This window comes from Haliea sp., from assembly GCF_040221975.1.
Lineage (GTDB): Bacteria > Pseudomonadota > Gammaproteobacteria > Pseudomonadales > Halieaceae > Haliea.
The window spans coordinates 26,749-52,111 of record NZ_JAVJWR010000010.1; the positions used below are offsets into that span (position 1 = coordinate 26,749).

Genomic DNA, 25,363 nt, shown 5'->3' on the forward strand with positions numbered 1-25,363 from the left:
ATGACCGTACTGCAATCACGCCTCAATCCCCGGGACGAAGCTTTCCAGGCCAACAGCGAGCACATGCAGCGCCAGGTCGAGGACCTCGGTCAGCTGGTCGCGAGCCTGCGCGAAGGTGGTGGTCCGAAGGCCCAGGAGCGGCACCTGTCCCGCGGCAAGTTGCTGCCCCGACAGCGGCTGCAGGCGGTGCTGGACCCGGGCTCGCCCTTCCTGGAGCTGTCCCAGCTGGCGGCTTACAAGGTCTATGACGACGACGTCCCCGGCGCCGGCATCATCACCGGCATCGGCCGGGTCTCCGGCCAGGAGTGCATGATCTTCGTCAACGACGCCACCGTGAAGGGCGGCACCTACTACCCGCTGACGGTCAAGAAGCAGGGCCGCGCCCAGACCATCGCCGACGAGAACAACCTCCCCTGCATCTACTTGGTGGATTCCGGCGGTGCCTTCCTGCCGCTGCAAGACGAGGTGTTCCCGGACAAGGACCACTTCGGCCACGCCTTCTACAACCAGGCGCGAATGTCCGCCCGCGGCATACCGCAGATCGCCGCCGTGCTCGGCTCCTGCACCGCCGGCGGCGCCTACCTGCCGGCGATGGCGGACGAATCCATCATCGTCAGGAACCAGGGCACCATCTTCCTCGGCGGGCCGCCGCTGGTGAAAGCCGCGACCGGAGAAGTGGTCACCGCCGAGGAGCTGGGCGGTGCCGACGTCCACTGCCGCACTTCCGGGGTCACCGACCACTACGCCAACAACGACCACCACGCCCTGCAACTGGTGCGCCGCGCCATGGCCCGCCTGAACCGGGTCAAGCCGGTAGCCATGGACCTGCGCGAGCCGGTGGAGCCGCTCTACGACAGCAGCGAGATCTACGGGGTGATCCCGAAGGATGTGCGCCAGCCCTACGACGTGCGCGAAGTCATCATGCGCGTGGTCGACGGCTCCGAGTTCGACGAGTTCAAGGCCCTCTACGGTGAGTCCCTGGTCTGCGGCTTCGCCCGCATCCACGGCTATCCGGTGGGCATCATCGCCAACAACGGCATCCTGTTCGGCGAATCCGCGGTCAAGGGCGCGCACTTCGTCGAGCTCTGCGCCCAGCGCAAGACCCCGCTGGTATTCCTGCAGAACATCACCGGCTTCATGGTCGGCAAGCAGTACGAGGCCGGCGGCATCGCCCGCCACGGCGCCAAGATGGTGCACGCCGTCGCCTGCGCCAACGTACCCAAATTCACCGTCATCATCGGCGGCTCCTTCGGCGCCGGCAACTACGCCATGTGCGGCCGCGCCTACGAACCGCGCTTCCTGTTCATGTGGCCCAACGCGCGCATCTCGGTGATGGGCGGCGAACAGGCCGCCGGCGTCCTCGCCACGGTCAAGCAGGACCAGTTGGCGAGAGACGGTAAAAGCATGACACCGGAGGAAGAAAAGGCGTTCAAGCAGCCGACGCTGGAGCTGTACGAAAAGCAGGGGCACCCCTACTACGCGTCGGCACGGCTGTGGGACGACGGGGTGATCGACCCGGCGGATACGCGGATGGTGCTGGGGCTGGCGATTTCGGCGGCGCTCAATGCACCGGTGGAGGAGACACGCTTCGGCGTGTTCCGCATGTGATAATTAGGTTCCTTTGGGCATGTACTTCGCACTCGGGTCCGGTGCCGCTGGGCGCTTTCCCGGACACGCTAAATGTACTCCGAGCCCGGGCGCGGAGCCGGTTAGGGCTTGTCCGGACACGCTACAAGCACATCCATGTGCGCTCGGTGGCGGCCGTCCATGGCCGCCAACGGTCCGGCCAAGCCCTAACCGCCCCCACACCCTTACCTATGGAGCGGGATTCGAGACCTGCGCAACTCTTGCTCGAGTCGCAACAACTGCATTTTGAAACGGAGCGAGCTTCACACCAGGCAGCGATTCTTACCAAGCCACATTCACTGTATCCCGCGACGGAGTCTGGAAGTAGAGGCGGCGGGGGGACGCAGAGGGGCAGGCGGGACCGTCGACGGCCATGGAAGGCCGTCGCCGAGCCTACAGGGACGTACTTGCGGCGTGTCCCGGCTGCCCCTCTGCGTCCCCCCGGCGCCAGTGCCAGCGGTAAATACAGTCACGAACCAGCTGAAACGAATTGGGACGAGAAACGATGAACACTGAACCCGTAATCACGAATATTGATGCCCGCGGCGTTGCCACGGTGACGATTGACAATCCGGACAAGCACAACGCCTTCGACGATGTGATCATCGCCCAGCTGCGGCTGGCGTTTGACACGCTCGCCGAGCGCAAGGACGTGCGGGTGGTGGTGCTGGCCTCGAACGGCAAGCACTTTTCCGCCGGCGCCGACCTCGACTACATGAAGCGCATGGCGGGCTACGACTACGGTCACAACCTGCGCGATGCAGAGGCCCTGGCGGGTATGCTGAAGGCACTGTTCGGGTTGCCGCAGCCGACGATTGCGCGGGTACAGGGCGCGGCTTTTGGCGGCGCAGTCGGGCTGGTCAGCTGCTGCGACATGGCGGTGGCAACGCGGGGGGCGACATTTGCCCTGTCGGAGGTGAAGATCGGGCTGGTGCCGGCGACGATCAGCCCGTATGTGATCCGCTCGATCGGTGAACGGGCAGCCCGGCGCTACTTCCTGACCGCGGAACGGTTTGACGCCCATCGGGCACTGCAATTGGGCCTGATCAGCGAGCTCGCCGACGAGGAGTCTCTGGACACCGAGGTGGAACAACTGGTGGACGCCCTTCTCGGCAACGGGCCGGAAGCGGTGCGCGCAGCGAAGGATCTGATCGTCAACGTCGCCGGGGAAGAGATCACCATGGAGCTGGTGGAGGACACCTGTGCGCGCATCGCCCATATCCGGGTGTCCAAAGAGGGCCAGGAAGGTCTCGGCGCATTCCTGGAAAAACGCAAGCCCAACTGGCTGGGGAATTGAGGCATGTTCACAAAACTGTTGATCGCCAACCGCGGTGAAATCGCCTGTCGCATCATCCACACCGCGCGGCGGCTGGGTATTGCCACGGTGGCAGTCTACTCCGATGCCGACCGCAATGCCCTGCACGTGCAGCTCGCCGACGAGGCGGTGCATATCGGCCCCGCGCCAGCGCGGGAGAGCTACCTGGTGATCGAACGCATCATCGACGCCGCGCTCAGTACCGGCGCCGAGGCGATTCACCCGGGCTACGGTTTCCTGTCGGAGAACGCCGGCTTTGCCCGTGCCTGTGCGGATAATGACATCTGCTTTGTCGGACCGCCGACCGGAGCCATCGAGGCCATGGGCTCGAAGTCGGCGGCGAAGGAGATCATGGACGCGGCCGGAGTACCCCTGGTGCCCGGCTACCACGGCGCCGACCAGGATCCGGCCCTGCTGCAGGCGGAGGCGGACAAGATGGGCTACCCGGTGCTGCTGAAAGCGACCGCGGGCGGTGGCGGCAAGGGCATGCGCCAGGTGTGGTCGGCGGACGAGTTCAACGCTGCGCTGGCAGCGGCACAGCGCGAAGCCAGCGCCAGCTTCGGCGACGCCACCATGCTGGTGGAAAAGTACCTGACCAAACCCCGCCACGTGGAGGTGCAGGTATTCTGCGACAACCACGGCAATGGCATCTACCTGGCGGAGCGGGACTGCTCGGTGCAGCGGCGGCACCAGAAGGTGATCGAGGAGGCGCCCGCCCCGGGCATGACCGCGGAATTGCGTGCGGCCATGGGCAGTACCGCGCTGCAGGCCGCTCAGGCCATCGACTACCGCGGCGCCGGCACGGTGGAGTTCCTGCTGGACGAGGACGGCAGCTTCTACTTCATGGAGATGAATACCCGCCTGCAGGTGGAACACCCGGTCACCGAGATGATCACCGGCCAGGATCTGGTGGAGTGGCAGCTGCGGGTGGCGGCGGGCGAGACCCTGCCCCTGACCCAGGAGCAGCTGGTGCTGCGCGGCCACGCCTTCGAGGCGCGGATCTACGCCGAGGACCCGGACAACGATTTCCTGCCCGTCACCGGCACCCTCGCCTACCTGCGCCCGCCGGCGGAGTCCCCCCATGTGCGGGTCGACACTGGCGTACAACAGGGCGACGAGATCAGCGTCTATTACGACCCGATGATCGCCAAGCTGATCGTCTGGGACGAATCCCGCGAGCGCGCCCTGCAGCGCCTGGCCACGGCCTTGATGGACTACCGGATCGGCGGCACCGTCACCAACCTGGATTTTCTGTATAACCTGGCGACCGCCGCACCCTTCCAGCGCGCCGAACTGGACACCGGCTTTATCGAGCGCCACGGCGCGCTGATTTTCCATGAGCAGGAACAGGACCTGGAGCGGGAGTTGCCATTGGCGGCCCTGGCGCTGCTGCTGTACCGGCAACAGCAGGCCGCCCACGGCAGCAGCACCGACCCCTGGTCACCCTGGAACAGCGGCAACGCCTGGCGCCTGAACGAGCCCCACGCCCACCATTTCGTGCTGCACTGCCACCAGCAGGAGTTCCCGGTTGCCGTAACCCAGCACCAGGATGGGCGCTATCACATCCGCAGCAACGGCCGCGATGACATCCTCCGCGGGCGGCTTGACGGCGACCTGTTGCAGGTGGAGCACGCCGGCCACCGCCAGCGCGCGACCCTGACCCGCACCGAGGACGGCTTCACCCTGTATCTCGCCGACGGCGCCTGCCACTTCCGCGAAGTGCGACCGGATACCGGCGAAAGCGACGGCAGCGGCGCAGGCAGCGGCCTCGCCGCCCCCATGAACGGCACCGTGGTCACCCTGCTGGTGGAGCCCGGCACCCGGGTGGAGGCGAAGACCCCACTGCTGGTCATGGAGGCGATGAAAATGGAGCACACCATTCGCGCCCCGGTCGCCGGTGTCGTCGAACAGTTCTTCTTCACCGCCGGCGACCTGGTGGATGGCGGCGCGGAGCTGCTGGCCTTCAGCGCTGAAGAGGAGGGGCCATGACACTGCCACGGACCGTTACCCTGGTCGAAGTCGGCGCCCGCGACGGGCTGCAGAACGAGCCCGACCTCGTGCCCCTGGAAGCCAAACTGCGGTTGATTGATGACCTCGGCGCCGCGGGCCTCCGGGTGATTGAGGCGGGCAGTTTCGTGAACCCGAAATGGATCCCGCAGATGGCCGATAGCGAAGCGGTATTCGCGGGCCTCAAGCGCCGGCCGGGGGTACGCTACACCGCCCTGACGCCCAACCTCAAGGGCTTTGAGCGGGCGTTGGCAGCGGGGGCGGATGAAGTCGCCGTGTTTGGCGCTGCCTCCGAAGCCTTCTCACAGAAGAACATCAACTGCAGCATTGCCGAGAGCCTGCAGCGCTTCGAGCCGGTCATGGCCGCGGCGCGCGATGCGGGGCTGCCGGTACGGGGCTATGTCTCCTGTGTGCTGGGCTGCCCCTATGAAGGCGAGATCGATCCGGCGACAGTACGACAAGTCACGCGTACGCTGCTGGACATGGGTTGCTACGAGGTCTCGCTGGGGGACACCATCGGCACCGGCAATGCCGGCAGCATGCAGCGCCTGCTGGATTGCCTGCTGGCCGACATCCCGACGACACAACTGGCCCTGCACTGCCACGACACCTACGGCCAGGCCCTGGCCAATATCCTGGTGGGCCTGCAGCACGGCATCGCCACGGTGGATGCCTCGGTGGCCGGCCTGGGAGGCTGCCCCTACGCCAAGGGCGCCTCCGGCAATGTCGCCACCGAGGATGTGCTGTACCTGCTCGACGGACTCGGCATCGAAACCGGTGTCGACCTCAAGGCGCTGGTTGCCGCTGGCGCAGGCATTTCCGCCACACTGGGCCGCGCCAATGGTTCCCGGGTCGCCCGCGCCCTGGATGGAAGCTGCTGATAACATTCCGGGGTGGTTCACGCCGTGCTAAAGTCTGGGCGGAAGCAATACAGGACCCCGCATGCCGCCACCGCCCGTCAGACTCCAGCGCTACGCCGCCGCCACCATCGTCGCCGTCAGCGGGCTGCTGCAGATTGCCAGCCTGTGGCGCTACCGCCTCAGTGAGGATGTCCTGCTCACCGCCCTGATCGGCAGCGTCTACCTGCTGGTCGCCATCGGCCTCTACGGCCGCTCTCGCTTCACCCTGTTTGTCGCCGCCGGCGTCTGCGCGGCCTGCGCGGGTATCCTCCTGCTCAACGGCCTGCCCTGGCCGTGGCCAGCGGCACAGCTCATCCGCTTTGCCTCGGACCTCGCCGTGGTGCTGTTGTGCGGCCGGGTGCTGTGGTCAGTGCGACACTTGCCCAGCATCTAGGGTCGGGGTCGCCACCGCGTGTTCCCGCCGCCCCAGCGAAGGCAATGCCAGGCAGTTAAGCATCAGGTACAGCAACCCCGCAAGCAAGGGCGCGGGTGCCACTCCCGACAGCCAGCCAAGCCCCAGCAGGCCGGCAATGGTGGCCAGGCGCATGGCCTCCCATCGCAGGATCGGTGCCGGATCCGCGCCATCCAGCCACTGCGCTGTGGTGACCGTGGTCGCGAGCAGAACGAGCACCAGCAACACCCCGGCAACATAATCCGGGGCGCTGAACTGCATGATGTTCAGCAGGCCCACCACCGCCACCAGCTGGAACAGGGCATACCAGCCCACCGCGGCGGGAACCCTGGGATCATATTTCTCGAAAGCGGCCAGGTCAGCCTTGGCCCGGGGAAAGCGTTCCGCCACATCCGCCGGGCGCCAGCCGTTGCGCGCCACCCAGACCCGGAGCTTGTCCCGCCAGCGGCGGGTGTGCCAGCTGTCGCGGGCCATGTCGACATAGACGTGGGTGAGCGCCCGCAGCGGGTTAAAGCTGCGCAGGGGGCCGCGGATGCCGTAGACACAGGGCTCTTCGGCAAGCTCCTCCTGGAACGTACCGAACAGCCGGTCCCAGAGGATGAACAGGCCGCCGTAGTTGCGGTCGAGGTAGCGGTCGTTCTGTGCGTGATGCACCCGGTGGTTCGAGGGCGTCACAAATATCCACTCGAACCAGCCCAGTTTCGGCACATGCTCGGTATGCACCCAGAACTGGTAGATCAGGTTCAGTGAGCCCACCGTGATCACCACCTCCGCCGGAATGCCCAGCACAAACATGGGGATGTAGAAAATCCAGCCGAGCAGGAAGCCGGTGCTGGTCTGGCGCAGGGCGGTGCTGAGGTTGTAGTCCTCACTCTGATGGTGCGCAACATGCGCGGCCCAGAGAATGGTGCGCTCGTGGCCGAGCCGGTGCAGCCAGTAGTAGCAGAAATCGTACAGCACCATCGCCAGCACCCAGGTCCACCAGTGGCCGGGGTCCATCAGCGGCAGGGAAAAGTGCTGGGTAATCAGGTAATAGACATAGCCGCCGGCGCCCAGGGTGATGAAGCGCTGCGCCTCGCTCAGGGTACCCAGGAACAGGCTGCCGACACTGTCATTGAGGCGATAGGTATTGCGCCGCTTGCGCCAGCCATAGAACAGCTCCAGCAGCATGGCCAGGATAAAAAACGGTACCGCGTAAACAACCAGGTTCACGCGCGGACCGCCTGCTGTTGCGGGGTAGTGCCAATCAAGGGCGCGCCCTCCGGGGAATCGAATGCCTGTGCTCGCATAGTAGCCACAGGCAAGCCTGCGGCCAAGTATGGCGGAGTTTACCGGGAACTTGCCGGGTACGGTACCAGGGCCGATTCTGGCTAGCCAGGGTACCGGGGCCGGAACTATAGTGAACCCATGACTGCCGGCCCCGCACCCACAGAATCCACCCCCGACCTGGATCCCGAGGTCTGCCGCCGCGCCCGGCTGGCGCGCGATACCCGCTTCGACGGCCTGTTCTTCCTGGCGGTACGCACCACCGGCATCTATTGCCGGCCGGTATGCCCCGCACGGCCACCGGCGGAGCAGAACGTCGCCTACTTCCGCGAGGCCAGCCAGGCCGCCGCGGCCGGTTACCGACCCTGCCTGCGCTGTCGCCCCGAGACGGCGCCGGGAAGCCCGGCCTGGCAGGGCAGCTCGGTGACGGTGCAACGCGCCCTGGGGCTGATCCGCGCCGGCGCCCTGAACGAGGGCAGCCTGGCTGATCTGTGTGCCAGGCTGGGAGTCGGCGAGCGCTACCTGCGCAAGTTGTTCCAGCGCGAGTTGGGGGTGTCACCGGTCGCGGTGGCCCAAAACCAGCGTCTTTTGTTTGCCCGCCAGCTACTGCAGGAAACCGCCCTGCCGATCATCGACATCGCCCACGCCGCCGGCTTCGGCAGCGTGCGGCGCTGCAACAGTGCCTTCCAGGGTAGCTTCGGCAGCCCCCCCGGCGCCCTGCGGCGCCCCCGGCAGGCCAACTCCACCCGTGCGGCCATCCGCCTGCGATTGCAGTACCGGCCACCCTATGACTGGGACGGGGTGCTGGATTTTTTCAATCGCCACGCGGTGGCGGGAGTAGAGTCGGTAGACGACCAGACGTATCGGCGCACCATCCTGTGGCAACAGCAGCCGGGGGAGATCCGTGTGCGCCACCTTCCCGCCCGACAGGCCCTGGAACTGGAGCTGCGGCTACCGGACCTGGCTGCCATGATGCCGGTGGTACAGCGGGTGCGCCGCATTTTCGACCTCGACGCCAACCCCGCGGTGATCGCCGCGTCACTGCAGCAGGAGCCCGCGCTGGCCAGCCTGCTGCAACGCTTCCCCGGCCTGCGCTCCCCGGTCTGCTGGAGTGTCGAAGAGGCAACGGTGCGGGCGATTGTCGGCCAGCAGGTGAGCATCGTGGCGGCACGCACGGTGTGCTCGCGGCTGGCCGCCGCCACGGCCCCCGGGGCAGGGACCGCATGCGCATTCCCCGCGCCGGCGGCCATTGCCGTGCTGGAGGACAGCCAGCTCCCCATGCCGGCGCGCCGCCGCGACACCCTGCGCGCAGTTTGCAGGCTGCTGGCGGAGGGCGCGGCGCCCGGCGTGACGGAGCTGTTGGCCCTGCCCGGGATCGGGCCCTGGACTGCGGCCATGGTGGCGATGCGCGGGCACGGCGAGCCGGATGCATTCCCGCCCCGGGACCTCGGCCTGATGCGGGCCTGGGAAGCGCTGCCACAGGCGACGCTACCCCTGCACGAGGCCAGCCGGCGCTGGCAACCCTGGCGCGCCTACGCCGCCAACCTGCTGTGGCGCAGCCTCGGCACATGAAGGAGAACCGCGTGAACGTACTGATTATCGACAGCCCCCTGGGAGCCCTGCAGCTGGTGAGCGACGGTGAACACCTGACGGCGATCAAGTTTCCCGGCCAGCACAGCGGTGACGGCGACAGCTCCAGCCCCGACCAGGTGCTGCGCGCCGCACACCGCCAGCTTGAGGAATATTTCGCCGGCCGGCGTCGGCGCTTCGACCTGCCGCTGGCGGCCGCTGGCACAGCGTTCCAGCAGAGCGTGTGGCGAGCCCTGGCAGCCATCCCCTGGGGTGAAGTGCGCAGCTACCGGGACATCGCTGCCGCCATTGGCAACCCGCAAGCGATGCGCGCGGTGGGGGCTGCCAACGGCCGCAACCCGCTGCCGATCGTGGTGCCCTGTCACCGGGTCATCGGCGCCGACGGCTCGCTGACCGGTTTTGGAGGCGGCCTGCCGCTGAAGGTACAGCTGCTGACGCTGGAAGGCAGCTATCAGCCCCACTGCGATCCCAATCTGTAGGAGCGCGGTCTCCGCGGGATCGCCCGCGGACAAGGTGAATGGCCGCGCAGCGGACAGAGAAAGTGGCCTGGGCCAGCGGGCTCCCACAGCAGCCGCGCGATTAGTGACCGCTCAGGGACTATTGGCGATAAAGCTGATCCATCGCTCCTCGTTGATGAACCCGGTGCCCCAGGGTGCCCACTCCTCCCCCAGGCCCTGCTCGACAATGCTGTCCACCGACTCGCCTGCGGCCAGTTGCGCTTGCACCGCGCTGCTGGTGGTGACCAGCATGTCCCGATAGCGCTGCAGATCCGCCTTGTCGGCGAGGCTGCCGTGGCCGGGCACGATCACCGTGGCGTCATCGACGCGCGCCAGCACCGCGTCGGCGGCGGCAATATAGCCCGCCACGGAGCCGCCGGAGCCGAGGTCGACGAAGGGAAAACCATCCTTGAAGAAGAGGTCGCCCATGTGAACCACGTTCTCGCTGGTGAAGTAAACCGCGCTGTCGCCATCGGTGTGGGCGGAGGCGTAATGCTGGACCTCGATGTCATCGCCGTTGAAGTGCACTGCCAGGGAATCGCCGTAGGTGATCACCGGCAGTGCGCCCGCGGGGCTGGCTTCCACCACCCGGTCGAAGGCCTTCATCTCCTGGCGGGTAGACATGCGCTCGCGGACATTAGTGTGCGCCAGCACTACCGCGCCGCGATCGGCCCAGAACAGGTTGCCGCCGACGTGATCGAGGTGCCAGTGGGTATTGATGATAAAGCGCGGGTTGGCGTCGGCGCCGACCAGGTCGGTGAGGGCCGCCTCGTAGGCCGGAACCATCTCTTCGTAGTCGTCGTCGATGATCAGGACGCCGTCCTCGCCGATGGATGCCACCACATTGCCGCCGCGACCCTGCAGCAGGTGCAGGTTGCCGGTCAGGGCGGTCGTGGTGACCGTGGACGGCGCAGCCTGGTCATCGGCCGCGGCGGAGGTGGCCAGGGCCAGCGCGCAGGCGGCACAAAACGCGGCGGCCATGGCAACCGGGGTCGCGGTCCAACGGCGCGGGGGAGGAGTTTGCGGGTTTGACTGGGACATGGTGTATCTCCCGGTGGTGGGTTGTGGAAGCCCCCGGTCAGGCGTTGAGATCCGGAATCAATTCGTCTTTCAGGCGCTCGATGCAGTCCTTCAGACGCAGCTTTTCCTTCTTCAGCCGCTGCAGCAGGATCTGGTTCTTGTAGGGGAATTCATACAGTTCGGCGATCTTTTCGTCCAGCGCACGGTGTCGCGCCATGAGCTGCATCAAGCGCATGGCGGGGGTGAGCTCTTCATTGGCGGCGTCTTCCTGACCGTTGCCAAACAGGCTGCGCGGTGGCTCATTCATGGTCGGACTGGCTCCTGCCCAGGCAGATTCCCGGTAACAGCCAACTCTATACCTTCTTGCTTTACCGACACAAGCTCGGCGTCAGCCACCGCCCGCGGGCGCGGCGAACTGGCGCTGGTTGGCCAGCAGTTCCTGCCACAGGGGGCTGTCCGCGTCGCCGACCGCCAGGAAATGCGGGCTCAACAAGGTGTCGCGGCAGTTGTAGCGCAGGGGGTTGCCGTCGAGGCCCAGCACACTGCCGCCGGCGGCCTCCAGCAGCGCCTGGCCGGCGCCAACATCCCACTCGCAGCAGGGTGAAAACCGCGGGTAGACGTCGCCGCGACCCTCCGCCAGACGGCAGAACTTGAGCGCACTGCCACTGTTTTCCCGCTGCAGGGGGCCGCGGCGGGACTCCAGCCAGGCCAGGCAGGCATCGAGCTGGCGGTTGCGGTGGCGGCGGCTGGCGAGGACGGTCAGGCCCTGGGCTTCGGCATTGTCGCCATCCACGGCCAGCGGCCGGGTGGCCAGCGGCTGCCGCTCCCACGCATGCCCGTCGCCGCTGCTGAAGCGGGCGGCAAAGTCGCCGGGAATCCCGACATAGGCGACTTTTTGCAGCGGCACGTAGAGCATGCCCAACACCGGCCGGTGATCGTCCACCAGGGCAATATTGATAGTGAACTCGCCGGTGCCGGCGACAAACTCCTTGGTGCCATCCAGCGGGTCCACCAGCCACAAGCGCGACCAGCTGTGGCGCCGGGCCTTGGTCCCGGGGGAGGACTCCTCGGACAGCAGCGGCAGGTCAGGAGTCAGCGCCGCGAGCCCCTCGCGCAGGTGCACGTGGGAGTCGAGGTCGGCGTGGGTCAGGGGCGAATCATCCGCCTTGGTACTCAGGCCGCTGTCGCCCGGAGCGTGATAGTGCTGGCAGATCAACTCCCCGGCCTCGAAGCAGAGCCGCAGCAGGGGTGAGACGAGGGCTCTCAGTTCATGCACGACAGGGCACCTTGGACGCAAAGTGCACATTATATCATCGCCCCGATGGATCGCGGTGGGCGCGCGGTCCCCGCGCGATTTTGCACCCGCGGACACGGTGAGTGGCCGCGCAGCGGACAGAGAAGGTGACCCGGGCCAACGGGCGCCCACAGGACAGGCTTTCTCTTGGCCGGCCGCCCCGGGCTGCGCGCCCCGGGCTGCGCGCCCCGGGCAAAACAGGCATAATGCGGGGTCATCCGCAACGGTCACCCGCACGCATGATTGACTGGGACAGTATCGACACGGTTCTGCTGGACATGGACGGCACCCTGCTGGACCTGCACTTCGACAACTACTTCTGGCTGGACCACCTGCCGCGCCTGTACGCGGAGAAACACGGCATTCCCGCTGCCGACGCCACCGCCACCCTGCACGGGCGCTTTGACGGCCGGCAGGGCACTCTGGACTGGTATTCACTGGATTACTGGAGCGCGCAGCTGGACATGGATGTGCCCGCCCTGAAGCGGGAAATCCGGCACATGGTCGCCCTGCGCCCCTTTGCGCTGGAGTTCCTGCAGCAGCTGCACGCCGGCCCCTGCGAGGTGGTGCTGGTCACCAATGCACATCGCAAGACCCTGGACATCAAGATGTCCCAGGTCGACATCACGCCCTGGTTTGACCGCCTGGTGGTGTCCCACGACCTGCAGGCGCCGAAGGAAGATCCGGCCTTCTGGCACGCGCTGCAGCACTTGCACCCGTTCAATCCCGACCGCACCCTGCTGATCGACGATACCGAAAGCGTGCTGGAGTCCGCCCGCCAGTACGGCATCGCCCACCTGCTAACCCTGCTGCAACCCGACAGCCAACACCAGAAGCGCATCGACACCCGCTTCCCCGGCATCCACCACTTCGACGAAATCATGCCCGGCACCCTGCCGCGCACCGGCGAGGCCCACAGTCCGACATGAACGACGCTGGCAAACTGCGCCTGGACAAGTGGCTGTGGGCGGCGCGCTTCTTCAAGACCCGCAGCCTGGCCAAGGCCGCGATCGAGGGCGGCAAGGTGCAGCTGGACGGGCAGCGGGTGAAGGTATCGAAAGAAGTCGCCGTGGGGGACCGGCTGCAGATCCGGCAGGGCTGGGACCAGCGCGAGGTGGTGGTCGAGGCGCTTTCGGACCAGCGCCGCAGCGCGCCCGAAGCGCAGCAGCTGTATGCCGAGACGGAGGCGAGTGTGGCCAAGCGGGAGAGCGAAGCGGCCGCGCGCAAGGCCGCCGGCGGCATGATCGAGCGGCCCGCGCACCGGCCCACCAAGAAGCAGCGGCGGCAGATTCACCGGTTCAAGGAACAGCCCGGGGACTAACTGGCGCGATCATGCCACGACAATGGCATTCCGCCCCTGGTCCTTGGCCCGGTACAGGGCCTGGTCGGCCATGCGCACCAGGTCGCCGGGAATCAGCTGGCCGCTGGGGGCCAGTGACACCAGGCCCTGGCTCACGGTGACATGGGGCGCCACCGGCGACTCACCGTGGGGGATATGTTCTTCGATGACCAGCTGCCGCAGACGCTCGGCGGTACGGCGGGCCACCTCCTCATTGGCGCCGGGCAGGATCAGGATAAATTCCTCACCGCCATAGCGCGCCACCACTTCGCCGGCGCGGGTCACCGCCCGCTGCATGACATCCGCCAGTTGCTGCAGCACCTTGTCGCCGGCGATGTGGCCGTAGCTGTCGTTGTAGGGCTTGAAGTGGTCCACATCCAGCAGAATAACCGCCAGCCTGCCGCCGTTGCGGCGGGCGCGATTGATCTCCTCCTGCAGCACCCGGTTCACCAGTCGCCGGTTACCGAGCCCGGTCAGCTCATCGACATTGGCAAGATCCGTAAGCTGGCGGCGGGCATCCCGCAGCTGGCGGTTGCGGTCGCGCAGGCTGTTGGTGAGGTCGGCAAGTTCCCGGGACATGGTCTCGCGCTGCCAGTTGGCCGAGATCAGGTTGCGAATGGAGGAGTGTACCCGGTGGCTGACCACCAGCATCAGCGCACAGATGCCCAGGGTCACGAAGCCAATCAGCAGGTTGAAGGGCCCCTCCCAGTAGTGCACCAGGCACCACCAGCCAATCGGCCAGAGCGCGGCAAAAAGCTGGGCCAGGAAATACTCGCGCAGGGCCAGGGTCGCACCCACCGAAAGCAGCGTAGTCATCAGGATGATCAGCAGGAACACCTGCTGCAGCTCGCCCGGCACCCGCGGCGCCATCACGACAAAGGCAGAGGACCATACCAGCCCGGTCAGGATGGCGCCCAGCAGCAGCCCCCAGTACACCCGTGCGGGATTGCGCTGGTAGTGGCGCTCCACCAGGGCATTGCTCATGAAGAGTGACCGCGCCAGCAGCAGAATCAGTACACAGGAGGCCCACAGCAGCAGCCAGGTGAATGGCACGAACTGCCAGAACAACAGCAGCGCCGCCACCACTCCCATCAGATTGGCGGCGATGCTCGCGATGCGGCCGTTCTGCATCACCATTTCCAGCTGCGATGCGAACAGCTCATGGTCGGGAATGTGACGCTGATAAATCATGGCCGCATACTGCGCCCAGGCGAGCACCGGCGCCAATCCGGCTTGGCCCGCCTGCGAGCCCCGTCACACCCCGGGCCGCCGCTGGCGTCAGGTTGCGAACCAGCGCACACTCCCGCGGGCACCGGAATTGCCACTCTCGCGGGATTGGCACACACTTCCGGCACTGCCAACGGAGCCCACCGTGTATTCCTGGAAAGCCATCCGCAACGTCTGCCTGGCCCTGCTGCTGATCCCGATCGGCCACTTTGCCTGGCTCGTCGCCCGGGACACCCTCCAGACCCTGCAGGACTCTCCCGCTGCCTGGCAGGGTGAGATGCAGGCCTACACCCGCGCCGACCAACGGGCAACGCTGCCAGACCAGCCGGTGCTGGTGGTCGGCGGCCGCCGGGTCAAGCTCTGGCAGGGGCTGCCGGAATTGCTGGCGCCGCAACCGGTACTGATGCGCGGCCTGGGCAGCGCCATCGTCGAGGACATTGCCCACTACTACGACCGCCTGATCGGCTTCTACCGCCCAGCCACCGTGGTGCTGCTGCCGGGCAACAGCGAATTCCACCTGCGCGACCAGAAGGATGCACCTGCGCTGGTAGCCGCGATCGGGGCCCTGGAAGCCGAGGACGCGCGGCTGCGGGAAAATGGGCGACTGGTAGTATTTGTGCCAGTCAAATCACCATTTTACCCGCAGGATTTCGCCACCATCGACGAGGCCAAGCAGAGCCTGCAGGCCTGGGCCAGCGAGCGGCCCCGCGTGACGCTGCTGGACCCCAACCCGCTGCTGCAGGACCTGGACGGCACCCCCAGCGGACGCTATTTCCGGCCCGGCGGGCTGCATTTAAATGACCAAGGCTATGCCCGGTTGGGGCTGCTGCTCCAGGACGCGCTGGCACCCGGGCAGGCGCAGTAAGCGGCACAGGGCCTCTCGACAATGACACCGACCCAGTCGATCCGGCATACTTCTCCCATGAGACTGACTCAAGCGCAACAGCAGGCCATCAAAACCGCATCCATTGCCGCGTTCGGCGATGACGTTGGGGTGATTGTGTTTGGATCCCGCACAGATGATGACGCGCGAGGGGGGCGATATTGATGTGATGATCAAGGCATCTGGCCCTGTAACAGACCCGGCGCTCAAGACCGCGCGCCTTGCCGCGCAGCTCAGCCGCCTGATGGATGGCCGTAAAGTCGATGTCATTCTGCAGTCAGAAGGGTTGGCCAGGCTGCCAATCCACAACGTGGCAGAGCGCACCGGAGTGTCGCTGTGACTGCTGGTATTGATGCTGACTTTGAGGAAAAACTGCACTTCCTCTGCCGTATCACCCGAAAAGAGATTGACCACCTGGTGACTACCACTGACCGGCTGTTTCCAAAAGCTGAAAAGCTTGGCTGGCTGGACTCGGCTGATGAGTGGATGACTTTTCGCAAGCTACGCAACCAGATGGTTCATGAATATATTGAAGACAGGGCGCTGCATTCGTACCCTCTTTGGTACGAATTGGCCGAAGCCTTGTGAGCGAGGTCGAAGGCCGCCTATAGCGGGCGCTGCCAGACTGCGGGTCAAGCAGCGCGCCTTATACCCTTATTGCTCTCCACGCGGAGCCGTTCATAACCAAAAAACGACTCCGCAGAAACGCTTTTAGCCCGGGCGCCCGAACAGTTGATCTACACTCCCGCACGACAGCAAGCCGCCAGTCCAGGCGGTGACCAGCAAGTGGATGCCGATGGCCCTGGCCACCGACCGGTACTCCTCGCTGACATCGATCGCCGGGTTCAGGATCTCCACCGAAATTACCCTCGGCAAATCCGGGCGCAAGTCGTTTATCAACGCCAGCGTCAATTCCGGATCTCCGGCAAACAGCCGCTTGAACACATAGTCGTTCTTCGGGTCCAGCAGCCTAGCCGTGGCGCCCTCCATGGCAGCCAGTAGCGGTTACTTCCTGATGCCCATTAACTATGGCGCGTGACAGCAAGTCTGCCAGACAAATGGCTGAATTTGATGTAACAGAGGTTACAACCGAGACAGATCTTGAGAGTCTGGCGTGACTTATACCTCCTTGACGCAATATCTGGCGATTCTTATAACTGTAAAACGACTCTGCGGAAACGCCTTCAGTCCGGGCGCCCGAACAGTTCCTCCAGGTTCCCGGCCGAGAGTAAGCTCCCGGTCCAGGTGGCAAGCTGATCGGCAGTTACGGCCGCCAGCTGATCCGCCGCCCAGTCAGGCAAGGGGCCGAAACGCTGTTCGAGCAACTGGGCCAGGGCACTGCGCAAGGCCTCCATTCGCCCCTGCTCCAGACCTTGCTCCAAACCTTGCTTCACCCCCTCTCGACGCGCAGCACCGATACTCAGGTTCCAGTTGATGCGGCCCCACTCACGGGCCTCAGCCAAGCGCTGGGCTTCCTCGTCGGCACTCAGCTGGCGGATGCTGCCCATCGCCTTCTTTACCGGTTCGTGCGTCACATCGCCCATCACGTTTTCCTCCCGCCAATGTTCGAAAAAGCGGATCCAGTCACTCGCCGGGCCCTGAAGTTGCCCCAGCCGGTCTGCTTTCTTGAGCTCAACCACCGTCAATTGTAGCTCGCTTCCCAATGTTACGTCAGGCTGGGTGGCATCGCGCATCTCAAAACGCCACAGAGCCTGCCCTCGCTCCGCCCTGTTCTCTGTAAAAAGGTCGAAATCCAGCAGGTGAATGCCGATAGCGCTAGCCACCGACCGGTACTCCTCCCCGGCACCGAGCTGCCGTGACAGCAGGCGCGCCAGGTAAAACAGGCTGCGGGCGCCCCAGTCGAGCTGCCGCTGCACCTGCATCTCGATGTTGTACTGGTGGCCGTCTATGCAGCGGGCGCGCACATCCAGGACAATACCTTTACCGCTGAGCTCGCTCGCTTCGATCGCCGGGTTCAGGATCTCCACCGAGGTCACCCGCGGCAAATCCGGACGCAGGTCGTTGATCAACGCCAGCGTCAGTTCCGGTTCACCGGCGAACAGGCGCTTGAACACGTAGTCGTTTTTCGGGTCCAGCAGTGCCACCACGCCGCCCTCCCTGGCAACCGATACAGCCCCATCCCTGTAACAATCACTCTGCAACACGGCACCCCGTCAAACAAGCATATGGCTTCATCTGATGAAAAAAGCCCCCGGAGCACAGGCCGCGAGGCCAAACACGTTTCCGCGAAACCCGCAAATTTTGCTCACATCACCGCGCCAATGCGCTAGAATTCCGCAATGCTGAGCAAAATCCCCGCAACACTGCCGCACACGCCCCTGCTGAGCGCAATCGACCAGGGCAGGCTCCTGCGCGAGCTCGATGAAGAGGAGCTTCTGCGCCTGGGCGAGGAAATGCGTGCCTTCCTGCTGTATACCGTGGGCCAGAGCGGCGGGCATTTTGGCGCCGGGCTCGGCGTGGTGGAGCTGACCATCGCCCTGCACACCATCTACAACACGCCCCACGATCGCATAGTCTGGGACGTCGGCCACCAAACCTACCCGCACAAGATCCTGACAGGCCGCATGCAGCAGATGCACAGCATCCGCCAGGCCGGCGGCCTGTCCGGCTTTCCCAAGCGCAGCGAGAGCGACTACGACACCTTCGGCGTCGGCCATTCCTCCACCAGCATCTCTGCCGCCATGGGCATGGCGCTGGCGGCGCAGCAGCAGGGCATCCAGCGCAAGGTGGTTGCGGTGATCGGCGACGGTGCCATCACCGGTGGCATGGCCATCGAAGCGCTGGCCCACGCTGGCCACGTGCGCCCCAACATGCTCTGCATCCTCAACGACAACCAGATGTCCATCGGCCACAACACCGGCGGCCTGGCGACCTACTTCGCCAAGCTCTGGGCCAGCAAGACCTACATCGCCATGCGCGAGGGCTCGAAGAAGATGCTCAAGCGCATACGCCCGGCCTGGGACCTGGCCAAGCGAGCGGAAGAACACATGAAGGGCATGGTCGCCCCCGGCACCCTGTTCGAGGAGCTGGGCTGGCACTACATCGGGCCCCTGGACGGCCATGACCTGCCGCAATTGCTGCAGACCCTGGAGAACATGAAGGACCTGGAGGGCCCCCAGTTCCTGCACATCCGCACCATGAAGGGCAAGGGCTTTGCGCCTGCGGAAGCCGACCCGGTGGGCTACCACGCCATCAACAAGATCGAGGCCGTACCCAAGGGCCCACAGCCCAGCCTGGCAGCGCCCTCCCCCAGCCCGAAGAAGCTCAAATACCAGGATGTATTCGGCCGCTGGCTGTGCGACCTGGCGGAGAAAGACCAGCGCCTGGTCGGCATCACCCCCGCCATGTGCGAAGGCTCCGGCATGGTGGAGTTCGCCGGACGCTTCCCCGAACGCTACTACGACGTGGCGATTGCCGAACAGCACGCCGTTACCCTGGCCGCCGGCATGGCCTGCGACGGCCTCAAGCCGGTAGTAGCGATCTACTCCACCTTCCTGCAGCGCGGCTACGACCAGCTGGTACACGACGTGGCCATCCAGAACCTGGACGTCACCTTTGCCATCGACCGCGCCGGCCTGGTCGGCCAGGACGGTCCCACCCACCACGGCGCCTTCGACCTGAGCTTCATGCGCTGCATCCCCAACATGGTGATCGGCGCGCCCTCGGACGAAAACGAATGCCGGCAGATGCTCTACACCGCCTATGACTACCCGGGCCCCGCGGCCATCCGCTATCCCCGCGGCAAAGGCCCGGGCGCCGTGATCGCCCATGAAATGACCGCCATGGAGATTGGCAAGGCGATCACCGTGCGCGAGGGCCGGCAGGTTGCCATACTCGCCTTTGGCACCGTCCTGGCCGCCGCGCTGCAGGCTGGCGAAACCCTGGACGCCACCGTGGTCGACATGCGCTGGGTGAAGCCGCTGGATGAAGAACTGATCCTGGCCCTGGCCGCGAACTGCGAATTGCTGGTGACCGTGGAAGACAACGCCGTGGCCGGTGGCGCCGGCAGCGGCGTGCACGAACTGCTGGCCCGGCACCACATCGACACGCCCTGCCTGCATCTGGGGCTGCCGGACAGCTTTATCGAGCATGCGAGCCAAGAGGAACAGATGGCGTTGCTGGGGCTGGATGGGGAGGGGATTGCCAGGAGTGTGCGGGAGCGGCTGGCTGCGGGAGATCTGGTGGGCCAAGGGCTGAAGCAGAGTGCTGTGCCGGTGATGGGCTGAGTGGCGCTCTCGAAACAGAACCCCGGGCTCTCGACGCACACATAATGAACGTACTCTGCGTCGCCACCTCCTACCCGGCGGACAAACAAGACTGGCGCGGGGTATTCATCCATCATCTGGTACATGCCCTGGCACGGAAGCAAGCCCTGCAATTGTCCGTCTGGGCGCCACCGGGGATACTGCCGGCAAACGTGCGCTATGCGGCCAACACCGAGGAGCAAGCCATGCTGGCGAGTCTGATGGCAGACGGGGGCATCGCCCACCTGATGCGCAGCGGCCGCCCCGCCGCACTGGGCAAGCCCTGGCAGCTCCTGCTCATGCTGCGCTCCCTCTACCGCCGTGAAAACGCTACCGACCTGTACCACCTGAACTGGTTGCAAACAGCCCTGCCGCTACCCGCGAACGGCAAGCCCGCGCTGATTACCGTACTCGGCACCGACCTGAAGCTCCTCAAACTCCCTCTGGTGAAGCGCCTGCTGCGGCGAGTGATGCGCAAGCGTGCCGTCACCATCTGCCCCAATGCCGAGTGGATGCAGGGGCCCTTGCAGGCTGCCTTCGGCGATGTCGCCCGTATTCAGCCGGTAGTCTTTGGTATCGATCCTGTCTGGTACGCTGTGCAGCGCCAGCCAAGTGCGGAACAGCCTGTCTGGCTCGCGGTCACCCGCCTGACCCGCGACAAGCTGGGACCGCTGCTGGAGTGGTCAGAACCGCTGTTCAAGGGACAGGCCAGGCAGCTACACCTGCTGGGCCCGATGCAGGAACAGATCGCCTTGCCGGATTGGGTTCACTACCACGGTCCAGCCACTCCCGAGCAATTGGCCAGCCACTGGTTCCCGCAGGCACATGGTCTTGTCACCCTGAGCCGGCACGCGGAGGGCCGGCCGCAGGTCATGCTGGAAGCCATGGCGGCGGGCTTGCCCATTGTCGCCTCGGACATGCCAGCCCATGCAAGCCTGGTGCAACAGGGCACCACCGGGGCGCTATGCAGCGATCCGGCGGGCTACAGCAGCGCCCTGCAGACGCTAGAGGACCCAGCCACCAACCTGCAGTACGGCGGCAATGCACGTGCCTGGGTACTGCAGGAGGTGGGCACCTGGGACGACTGCGCCGGACGCTATCTGGCACTGTACAACGCGCTGCTGGGGGGCGACCGTGATTGAGCGCGTGCTGGTCATCGGCGCCGGTGGCTTCATCGGCCGGGCGCTGTGCCGGGCGCTCATCAGCCAGGGAACCGAGGTCAGGGCTGTTTCGCGCAGCGGACATTACCCGAACCCGGCGGGTGAAGAACACATCGCCAGCGATTGCCATGACCCCTCCGAGCTGACCACCCTGCTGGACAGTGTGGATGCCGTGGTGTATTTGGCCGCAGCAAGCACGCCCGGCAGCACCGCCGGCAAGCCGTCGGCGGAGCTGGGCGGCAACCTGGTACCACTGGTGGCCACACTGGAAGCACTGCAGGCACAGCCGAGCACTCCCCTGGTGTACTTTTCATCTGCCGGGGCACTCTACGACGAGCGGACCGCGGTAGCCTCCCGCGAAGCCGACCTGCCGCGACCGCGGTCCTACCACGGCGCCGCCAAGGTCGCCGCGGAGCACTTCATTGGCGCCTGGGCGCGACAGTTTGGCGGCAGTGCTACGATCATCAGGCCGTCAAACGTCTACGGCCCGGGCCAAGAGGAAAGAACGGGGTTCGGCATTGTACCCAGCGCCCTGGGTTGCATCAGGCGGGGTGCAACGCTGACCGTATGGGGAAACGGCTCCGCTGTGCGCGACTACCTCTATATCGACGACCTCGTTAGCCTCACGCTGGCCGCGCTGGAGCAGCCACCGGCAGGAGACGTGCGTACACTCAATGGTGCCAGCGGCGAGAGCGCAAGTCTCAACCAGCTGTTCTCCCTGGCCGAGCAGGTCAGCGGGAACAAATTGCAGCGCAAGCATGTGGAAAGCCGGGCGGTAGATGCCAGCCGGGTCACCATCACTGCGGACTGCGCACACCAGGCACTGGGCTGGCAGCCGGTAGTGCCACTCGCAGAGGGACTCAAGCGGACATGGCTGTGGTTGAACACTACCCCGCTCTGAGTCGGCCAGAGGCGCCGCTTGTCTCCGTCTGCATCGCCCACTACAAGGGCCCCGAGCTGATCGCGGCCTGCCTGGATTCCGTACTGGCGCAGGACTGTGCTTTCGACGTGGAGATCATCGTGCATGACGATGCGTCTCCGGATGATTCAGTGGCGTTTCTGCGGAAACGTTATCCCCAAGTGGAACTCCTCGTCAGCGAGGAGAACGCAGGGTTTTGCGTGGCAAACAACCGGATGGTGGCCCGTGCGCGAGGCAAATACCTGTTGTTACTCAACAACGATGCCGCGTTGTTCACCGATGCCCTGACCACCCTGGCGACAGCGGCAGCACAGCAGGATCCGCCAGGCGTTCTCACCCTGCCGCAGTACGATTGGGAAAGCGGCGAGTTGGTGGACCGGGGCTGCCTGCTGGACCCATTCTACAACCCCGTACCCAATCTGGACCCGGAGCGCCGGGACGTGGCGATGGTGATTGGGGCGTGCCTTTGGATTGAGAGAGAACTGTGGGAGCGTCTGGGCGGGTTTCCGGAGTGGTTTGAATCTATCGGGGAAGATCTTTATCTTTGTTGTGCGGTTCGTCTTGGTGGCGGGCCTGTGGAAGTAACCTGCGAAAGCGGGTACCGACACAGGCAGGGGCATAGTTTTGGCGGCAACAGGGTGATCGGAAGCAAAGTCTCTTCCAGCTATCGTCGCAGGCGGCTGAGCGAACGCAACAAGACCCACGTGCTGTTCATAATGACACCGAGCCTATTGATGTGGCCAATTCTTGCAACGCATATTCTACTGCTACTTGTTGAAGGTTTTCTCCTGAGCTTGACTAGGACAGACAGCCGAGTCTTTCGCGAAATTTATGCCAACGCACTCACATCCTTGTGGCACAACAAGAAAATGCTCAAGGACAGCCGAAATTTCACCCAGGGGATGAACTCAACCACAACATCACAGTACTTCCAGGCATTCACATTTGCCCCTAGGAAGATGGCCATGCTGTGGCAGTACGGTTGGCCTTCACTTGAAAAATAACCCAGACATCGCTGCGGCTTGGGACTCTACGCTGACTATCGTAGTCCCCACCTTTAATTCGATAGAAGAACTTCCAGCATGCCTGGAGAGTGTCCAAAATGTACTTGGCGAGCTAATCGGAAAGGCTGTTTTCGTCGTGATTCAAGATGGCCAATCTACTGACGGCACTAGAGAATATGCGGAGAACATCAATGCCAAGGGTATCACCTTGGTATCGGAGCGTGACAAGGGCGTCTATGATGCAATGAATAATGCCATCACAAGAGCAGACACAGACTGGATATATTTTCTTGGTTCGGATGACCGTTTGCTTCCCGATTTCAAAGTGATGTTGGGCCAATTGACGAATACCAACCATATCTATTATGCCAATGTGCGATTTGCAAGCAGCGACAAGCGATATGATGGCAACTTCTCAACGGTCAAGCTGGCCTTCCGGAACATCTGTCATCAAAGCATGTTCTTCCCTAGCCATATTCTCAGGGAGGATCCCTACTCGCTTGATTATCCAGTTAAGTCCGACTGGGCTAGCAATATTCGCTTTTTTGCGAGCATACCGTTCCAGCATGTAGATCTGGATGTTGCGCTTTACAACGACAACGGGGGACTAAGCTCAACATACGAAGATGTACAATTTGAAAAAGAAAAAGCGAATTTATTCTACGAATCCCACGGATATTGGATGAAACTTGTCTGTTTCGTTGTTCCAACAACCACTCGAGCTTTTCATTTACTCTCAAGACGAAAGAAGAAAACTCCCGGCATTATCAGGAATACTTGAAATCAATTTCCCCATAATCGGCAGAAAGAGTTACACACCTTGTTACTGGCTGCGATCGGGGTTAGGTACTACACCCTACCCTAACCCCTTATCCTATACCTTCTCACAGAATGATCATAAATTATCAAGTATGGAGCCAATGACTTCTTGATGGCATCAGGAAGATAATTCACTATAAGCGCCCGTCCCGCCAATACGAAATCCCACGGGTTTAATCGGCGACATAATGAGAGATGTTCTAGCCTGTAGTCGTCGGCTCTATTCTGACTCAACTGGCCGGCATGAATAGTAAACCCTGCCAGCCATGCTGATACAACGTATAGCTTCGCATGCCGAATGAACGTACTCCAAAGATAGGCGTCGCCAGCCAACTTGAACTGTCTGAATTTATCGAAATCAACCTTTTGATGTAAAGACTGTGTCCAAAAAGTCGATTCTTGTTGAATATGAGGAAGAAATCTACCATATATTCCCGCATCGACGAGGCTGCGGTCATAACCATAAGGTAGCCGGCAGGAAACCATGTGACCGTATTCATTATAAACAACATCGAATCCAGTAATGAAATCAACGCCATCAATCGCAAAAACCTGTTCAAGTATCTCAAATGCATGTGAGGAATAAACATCGCCAGCGTTTATGTACGCATAGACATCTGCCTCCCCAGCGTACCCAAACCCTTTGGATATAGCATCATACATCCCCGAATCCGACTCGGAATATATGCGTATCGAAACCCTATCTTCAGTAGTCGAACTGTCATGAATTATTTGATTGGCGATGGCTAAAGTGGCATCTATCGACCCTCCATCGCATATTATATATTCGAGAAAACTGTTGCCAGTGCTTGTCAAAAGTGCTGTCTGCGTGACGACAGAACGCATTGTGCGCTCGATGTACCGCTCGGCGTTGAGACAGGGAGTGACAATGCAGAATTTCATAGTAATCTCTAGTGGCACCTATCGACCAGGGGAAGCGCGAATGTATACACTGACACTCACCCATCCAGCAATCCACCAAAACGTTACCTCTGCGGGGCATCGGATGCAATGAAACTCTTGGCCAGATTAGTAAACTATATGCTTGGCATGATCGGCCTGAAGCTCATCCTCAAGAGCGATGATGCCTTTCGAATGACTGGAGCTCTGGGACGGCTCTCCGAGCATCTTCCAAATGTAAAGACTGTCATCGATATTGGAGCTTCCAATGGTATATGGAGCAAATCCGCGATGAGGGAGTTCCCGAAAGCGAATTTTCTAGCTGTGGAACCTCTAATTGAACATGAACACCTACTTCAGGTGCTCAGCTCCAAGTGCCAAAAATTTGAGTACGCACTCTGTGTGGCTGGCCCTGTGGGGGAGGAATTCGCCAGCATCAATGTTTCTGAAGATCTTGATGGTAGCACTGTCGATTGTCATAGCACTTCAGGTCGGCAAGTGCCGAGCAAGACTATCGACCAGTTGGTTTCGGAGAGAAGTCTCGCAGGCCCCTTTATTCTCAAATTTGACACACATGGGTTTGAAGAAAAAATTCTCGAAGGAGCAGTAGAGACTCTGCGCCTAACGGATGCGATTATAATGGAATGCTATAACTTCAACATCACAAGCAGCAGCCTAAGATTTCCACAGATGTGCGTAGCCTTAGAGGACCTAGGGTTTAGACCGATGGATCTTGCGGACCCAATGCTGCGCCCTTTCGATGGGGTTCTCTGGCAGTTTGATTTACTTTTTATGAGATCTGAAAGCCCTATTTTCAAGAACAACCACTATCGAACGAACTAGAAGGTTCCAGTATAATCATGGAATTTTATCTTCAAATTTTCGGATCATTACTGCCTATGATGCGACATGCGACTCCCT

General features: G+C 63.2%; 26 protein-coding genes. 18 read left to right on the plus strand and 8 right to left on the minus strand.

The features are described 5' to 3' along the window. From RLO07_RS03140 to RLO07_RS03160, 5 genes are all read left to right on the plus strand, one after another. The gene (locus RLO07_RS03140) at window positions 1-1,608 is read left to right on the plus strand and encodes a carboxyl transferase domain-containing protein (RefSeq protein ID WP_462290680.1); all 1,608 of its coding nucleotides are present in this window, start codon (window positions 1-3) and stop codon (window positions 1,606-1,608) included. A gap of 523 nt (window positions 1,609-2,131) precedes the next feature. Next, a complete protein-coding gene (locus tag RLO07_RS03145; RefSeq protein WP_462290681.1) occupies window positions 2,132-2,923 on the plus strand; it encodes an enoyl-CoA hydratase/isomerase family protein in 792 nt (263 codons plus the stop codon). Between the two features lie 3 nt (window positions 2,924-2,926). Further along, window positions 2,927-4,930, plus strand: a complete 2,004-nt coding sequence (locus tag RLO07_RS03150) for an acetyl/propionyl/methylcrotonyl-CoA carboxylase subunit alpha (RefSeq protein WP_462290682.1) — start codon at window positions 2,927-2,929, stop codon at window positions 4,928-4,930. Next, complete coding sequence (locus tag RLO07_RS03155) at window positions 4,927-5,829, plus strand: hydroxymethylglutaryl-CoA lyase (RefSeq protein ID WP_462290683.1); 903 nt, start codon at window positions 4,927-4,929, stop codon at window positions 5,827-5,829. The genes RLO07_RS03150 and RLO07_RS03155 overlap by 4 nt, the downstream gene beginning before the upstream one ends. 61 nt (window positions 5,830-5,890) lie before the next feature. Beyond that, window positions 5,891-6,241, plus strand: a complete 351-nt coding sequence (locus tag RLO07_RS03160; protein WP_462290684.1) for a hypothetical protein — start codon at window positions 5,891-5,893, stop codon at window positions 6,239-6,241. Here the strand turns inward: RLO07_RS03160 and RLO07_RS03165 are convergent. Then, the gene (locus RLO07_RS03165) at window positions 6,215-7,471 is read right to left on the minus strand and encodes a sterol desaturase family protein (protein WP_462290685.1); all 1,257 of its coding nucleotides are present in this window, start codon (window positions 7,469-7,471) and stop codon (window positions 6,215-6,217) included. The two genes, RLO07_RS03160 and RLO07_RS03165, sit on opposite strands and share 27 nt — an antisense overlap. A gap of 195 nt (window positions 7,472-7,666) precedes the next feature. Between RLO07_RS03165 and RLO07_RS03170 the strand changes: the two genes are divergently transcribed. Further along, entirely contained in the window at window positions 7,667-9,097 is a 1,431-nt protein-coding gene (locus RLO07_RS03170) for an AlkA N-terminal domain-containing protein (protein ID WP_462290686.1), read from the plus strand. Window positions 9,098-9,108: 11 nt separating this feature from the next. Further along, a complete protein-coding gene (locus RLO07_RS03175; protein WP_462290687.1) occupies window positions 9,109-9,594 on the plus strand; it encodes a methylated-DNA--[protein]-cysteine S-methyltransferase in 486 nt (161 codons plus the stop codon). 111 nt (window positions 9,595-9,705) lie between these two features. On the opposite strand, the gene RLO07_RS03180 is transcribed toward RLO07_RS03175, so the two are convergent. The 3 genes from RLO07_RS03180 to RLO07_RS03190 all read right to left on the minus strand — a co-directional run bounded on the left by RLO07_RS03180 (window position 9,706) and on the right by RLO07_RS03190 (window position 11,908). Next, window positions 9,706-10,653, minus strand: a complete 948-nt coding sequence (locus tag RLO07_RS03180; protein WP_462290688.1) for an MBL fold metallo-hydrolase — start codon at window positions 10,651-10,653, stop codon at window positions 9,706-9,708. Window positions 10,654-10,690: 37 nt separating this feature from the next. Then, window positions 10,691-10,939, minus strand: a complete 249-nt coding sequence (locus RLO07_RS03185; RefSeq protein WP_462290689.1) for a YdcH family protein — start codon at window positions 10,937-10,939, stop codon at window positions 10,691-10,693. An 81-nt stretch (window positions 10,940-11,020) separates the two neighbouring features. Continuing rightward, window positions 11,021-11,908, minus strand: coding sequence for a 3'(2'),5'-bisphosphate nucleotidase CysQ family protein (locus RLO07_RS03190; protein WP_462290690.1), 888 nt, complete (start codon window positions 11,906-11,908; stop codon window positions 11,021-11,023). A 257-nt stretch (window positions 11,909-12,165) separates the two neighbouring features. On the opposite strand from RLO07_RS03190, the gene yrfG reads away from it, so the two are divergent. Together yrfG and RLO07_RS03200 are read left to right on the plus strand one after the other, a co-directional pair. Then, window positions 12,166-12,855, plus strand: coding sequence for a GMP/IMP nucleotidase (gene yrfG / locus RLO07_RS03195; RefSeq protein ID WP_462290691.1), 690 nt, complete (start codon window positions 12,166-12,168; stop codon window positions 12,853-12,855). Continuing rightward, entirely contained in the window at window positions 12,852-13,247 is a 396-nt protein-coding gene (locus tag RLO07_RS03200) for an RNA-binding S4 domain-containing protein (RefSeq protein WP_462290692.1), read from the plus strand. Before yrfG ends, RLO07_RS03200 begins: the two co-directional genes overlap by 4 nt. 9 nt (window positions 13,248-13,256) lie before the next feature. Here RLO07_RS03200 and RLO07_RS03205 read toward each other — a convergent pair whose 3' ends face one another. Then, window positions 13,257-14,483, minus strand: coding sequence for a GGDEF domain-containing protein (locus RLO07_RS03205; protein ID WP_462290693.1), 1,227 nt, complete (start codon window positions 14,481-14,483; stop codon window positions 13,257-13,259). Between the two features lie 154 nt (window positions 14,484-14,637). Here RLO07_RS03205 and RLO07_RS03210 point away from each other — a divergent pair, with 154 nt between their 5' ends. The 3 genes from RLO07_RS03210 (at window position 14,638) to RLO07_RS03220 (ending at window position 15,963) form a co-directional block, all read left to right on the plus strand. Beyond that, a complete protein-coding gene (locus RLO07_RS03210) occupies window positions 14,638-15,357 on the plus strand; it encodes an SGNH/GDSL hydrolase family protein (RefSeq protein ID WP_462290694.1) in 720 nt (239 codons plus the stop codon). Window positions 15,358-15,496: 139 nt separating this feature from the next. After that, window positions 15,497-15,715: a hypothetical protein gene (locus RLO07_RS03215; RefSeq protein WP_462290695.1), complete on the plus strand. Its 219-nt coding sequence runs from the start codon at window positions 15,497-15,499 to the stop codon at window positions 15,713-15,715. Continuing rightward, complete coding sequence (locus RLO07_RS03220) at window positions 15,712-15,963, plus strand: hypothetical protein (protein WP_462290696.1); 252 nt, start codon at window positions 15,712-15,714, stop codon at window positions 15,961-15,963. Before RLO07_RS03215 ends, RLO07_RS03220 begins: the two co-directional genes overlap by 4 nt. A 123-nt stretch (window positions 15,964-16,086) precedes the next feature. Here the strand turns inward: RLO07_RS03220 and RLO07_RS03225 are convergent, their stop codons facing one another. Continuing rightward, window positions 16,087-16,365: a hypothetical protein gene (locus RLO07_RS03225; protein WP_462290697.1), complete on the minus strand. Its 279-nt coding sequence runs from the start codon at window positions 16,363-16,365 to the stop codon at window positions 16,087-16,089. Window positions 16,366-16,559: 194 nt separating this feature from the next. Beyond that, window positions 16,560-17,483, minus strand: coding sequence for an Rpn family recombination-promoting nuclease/putative transposase (locus RLO07_RS03230; RefSeq protein WP_462290698.1), 924 nt, complete (start codon window positions 17,481-17,483; stop codon window positions 16,560-16,562). 192 nt (window positions 17,484-17,675) lie between these two features. Between RLO07_RS03230 and dxs the strand changes: the two genes are divergently transcribed. From dxs to RLO07_RS03255, 5 genes are read left to right on the plus strand one after another with little or no spacing between them, the layout of a single operon-like run. Then, entirely contained in the window at window positions 17,676-19,622 is a 1,947-nt protein-coding gene (dxs, locus tag RLO07_RS03235) for a 1-deoxy-D-xylulose-5-phosphate synthase (protein WP_462290699.1), read from the plus strand. 44 nt (window positions 19,623-19,666) lie between these two features. After that, complete coding sequence (locus tag RLO07_RS03240) at window positions 19,667-20,782, plus strand: glycosyltransferase family 4 protein (RefSeq protein WP_462290700.1); 1,116 nt, start codon at window positions 19,667-19,669, stop codon at window positions 20,780-20,782. Next, the gene (locus tag RLO07_RS03245; protein WP_462290701.1) at window positions 20,775-21,701 is read left to right on the plus strand and encodes an NAD-dependent epimerase/dehydratase family protein; all 927 of its coding nucleotides are present in this window, start codon (window positions 20,775-20,777) and stop codon (window positions 21,699-21,701) included. Before RLO07_RS03240 ends, RLO07_RS03245 begins: the two co-directional genes overlap by 8 nt. After that, window positions 21,671-22,723, plus strand: coding sequence for a glycosyltransferase family 2 protein (locus RLO07_RS03250; protein WP_462290702.1), 1,053 nt, complete (start codon window positions 21,671-21,673; stop codon window positions 22,721-22,723). Before RLO07_RS03245 ends, RLO07_RS03250 begins: the two co-directional genes overlap by 31 nt. Further along, entirely contained in the window at window positions 22,713-23,504 is a 792-nt protein-coding gene (locus RLO07_RS03255; RefSeq protein ID WP_462290703.1) for a glycosyltransferase, read from the plus strand. The genes RLO07_RS03250 and RLO07_RS03255 overlap by 11 nt, the downstream gene beginning before the upstream one ends. Before the next feature lie 80 nt (window positions 23,505-23,584). Here RLO07_RS03255 and RLO07_RS03260 read toward each other — a convergent pair whose 3' ends face one another. Next, a complete protein-coding gene (locus RLO07_RS03260) occupies window positions 23,585-24,445 on the minus strand; it encodes a glycosyltransferase (RefSeq protein WP_462290704.1) in 861 nt (286 codons plus the stop codon). A 108-nt stretch (window positions 24,446-24,553) separates the two neighbouring features. Here RLO07_RS03260 and RLO07_RS03265 point away from each other — a divergent pair, with 108 nt between their 5' ends. Beyond that, window positions 24,554-25,285, plus strand: a complete 732-nt coding sequence (locus RLO07_RS03265; protein WP_462290705.1) for an FkbM family methyltransferase — start codon at window positions 24,554-24,556, stop codon at window positions 25,283-25,285. The last annotated feature ends 78 nt before the right edge of the window (window positions 25,286-25,363 follow it).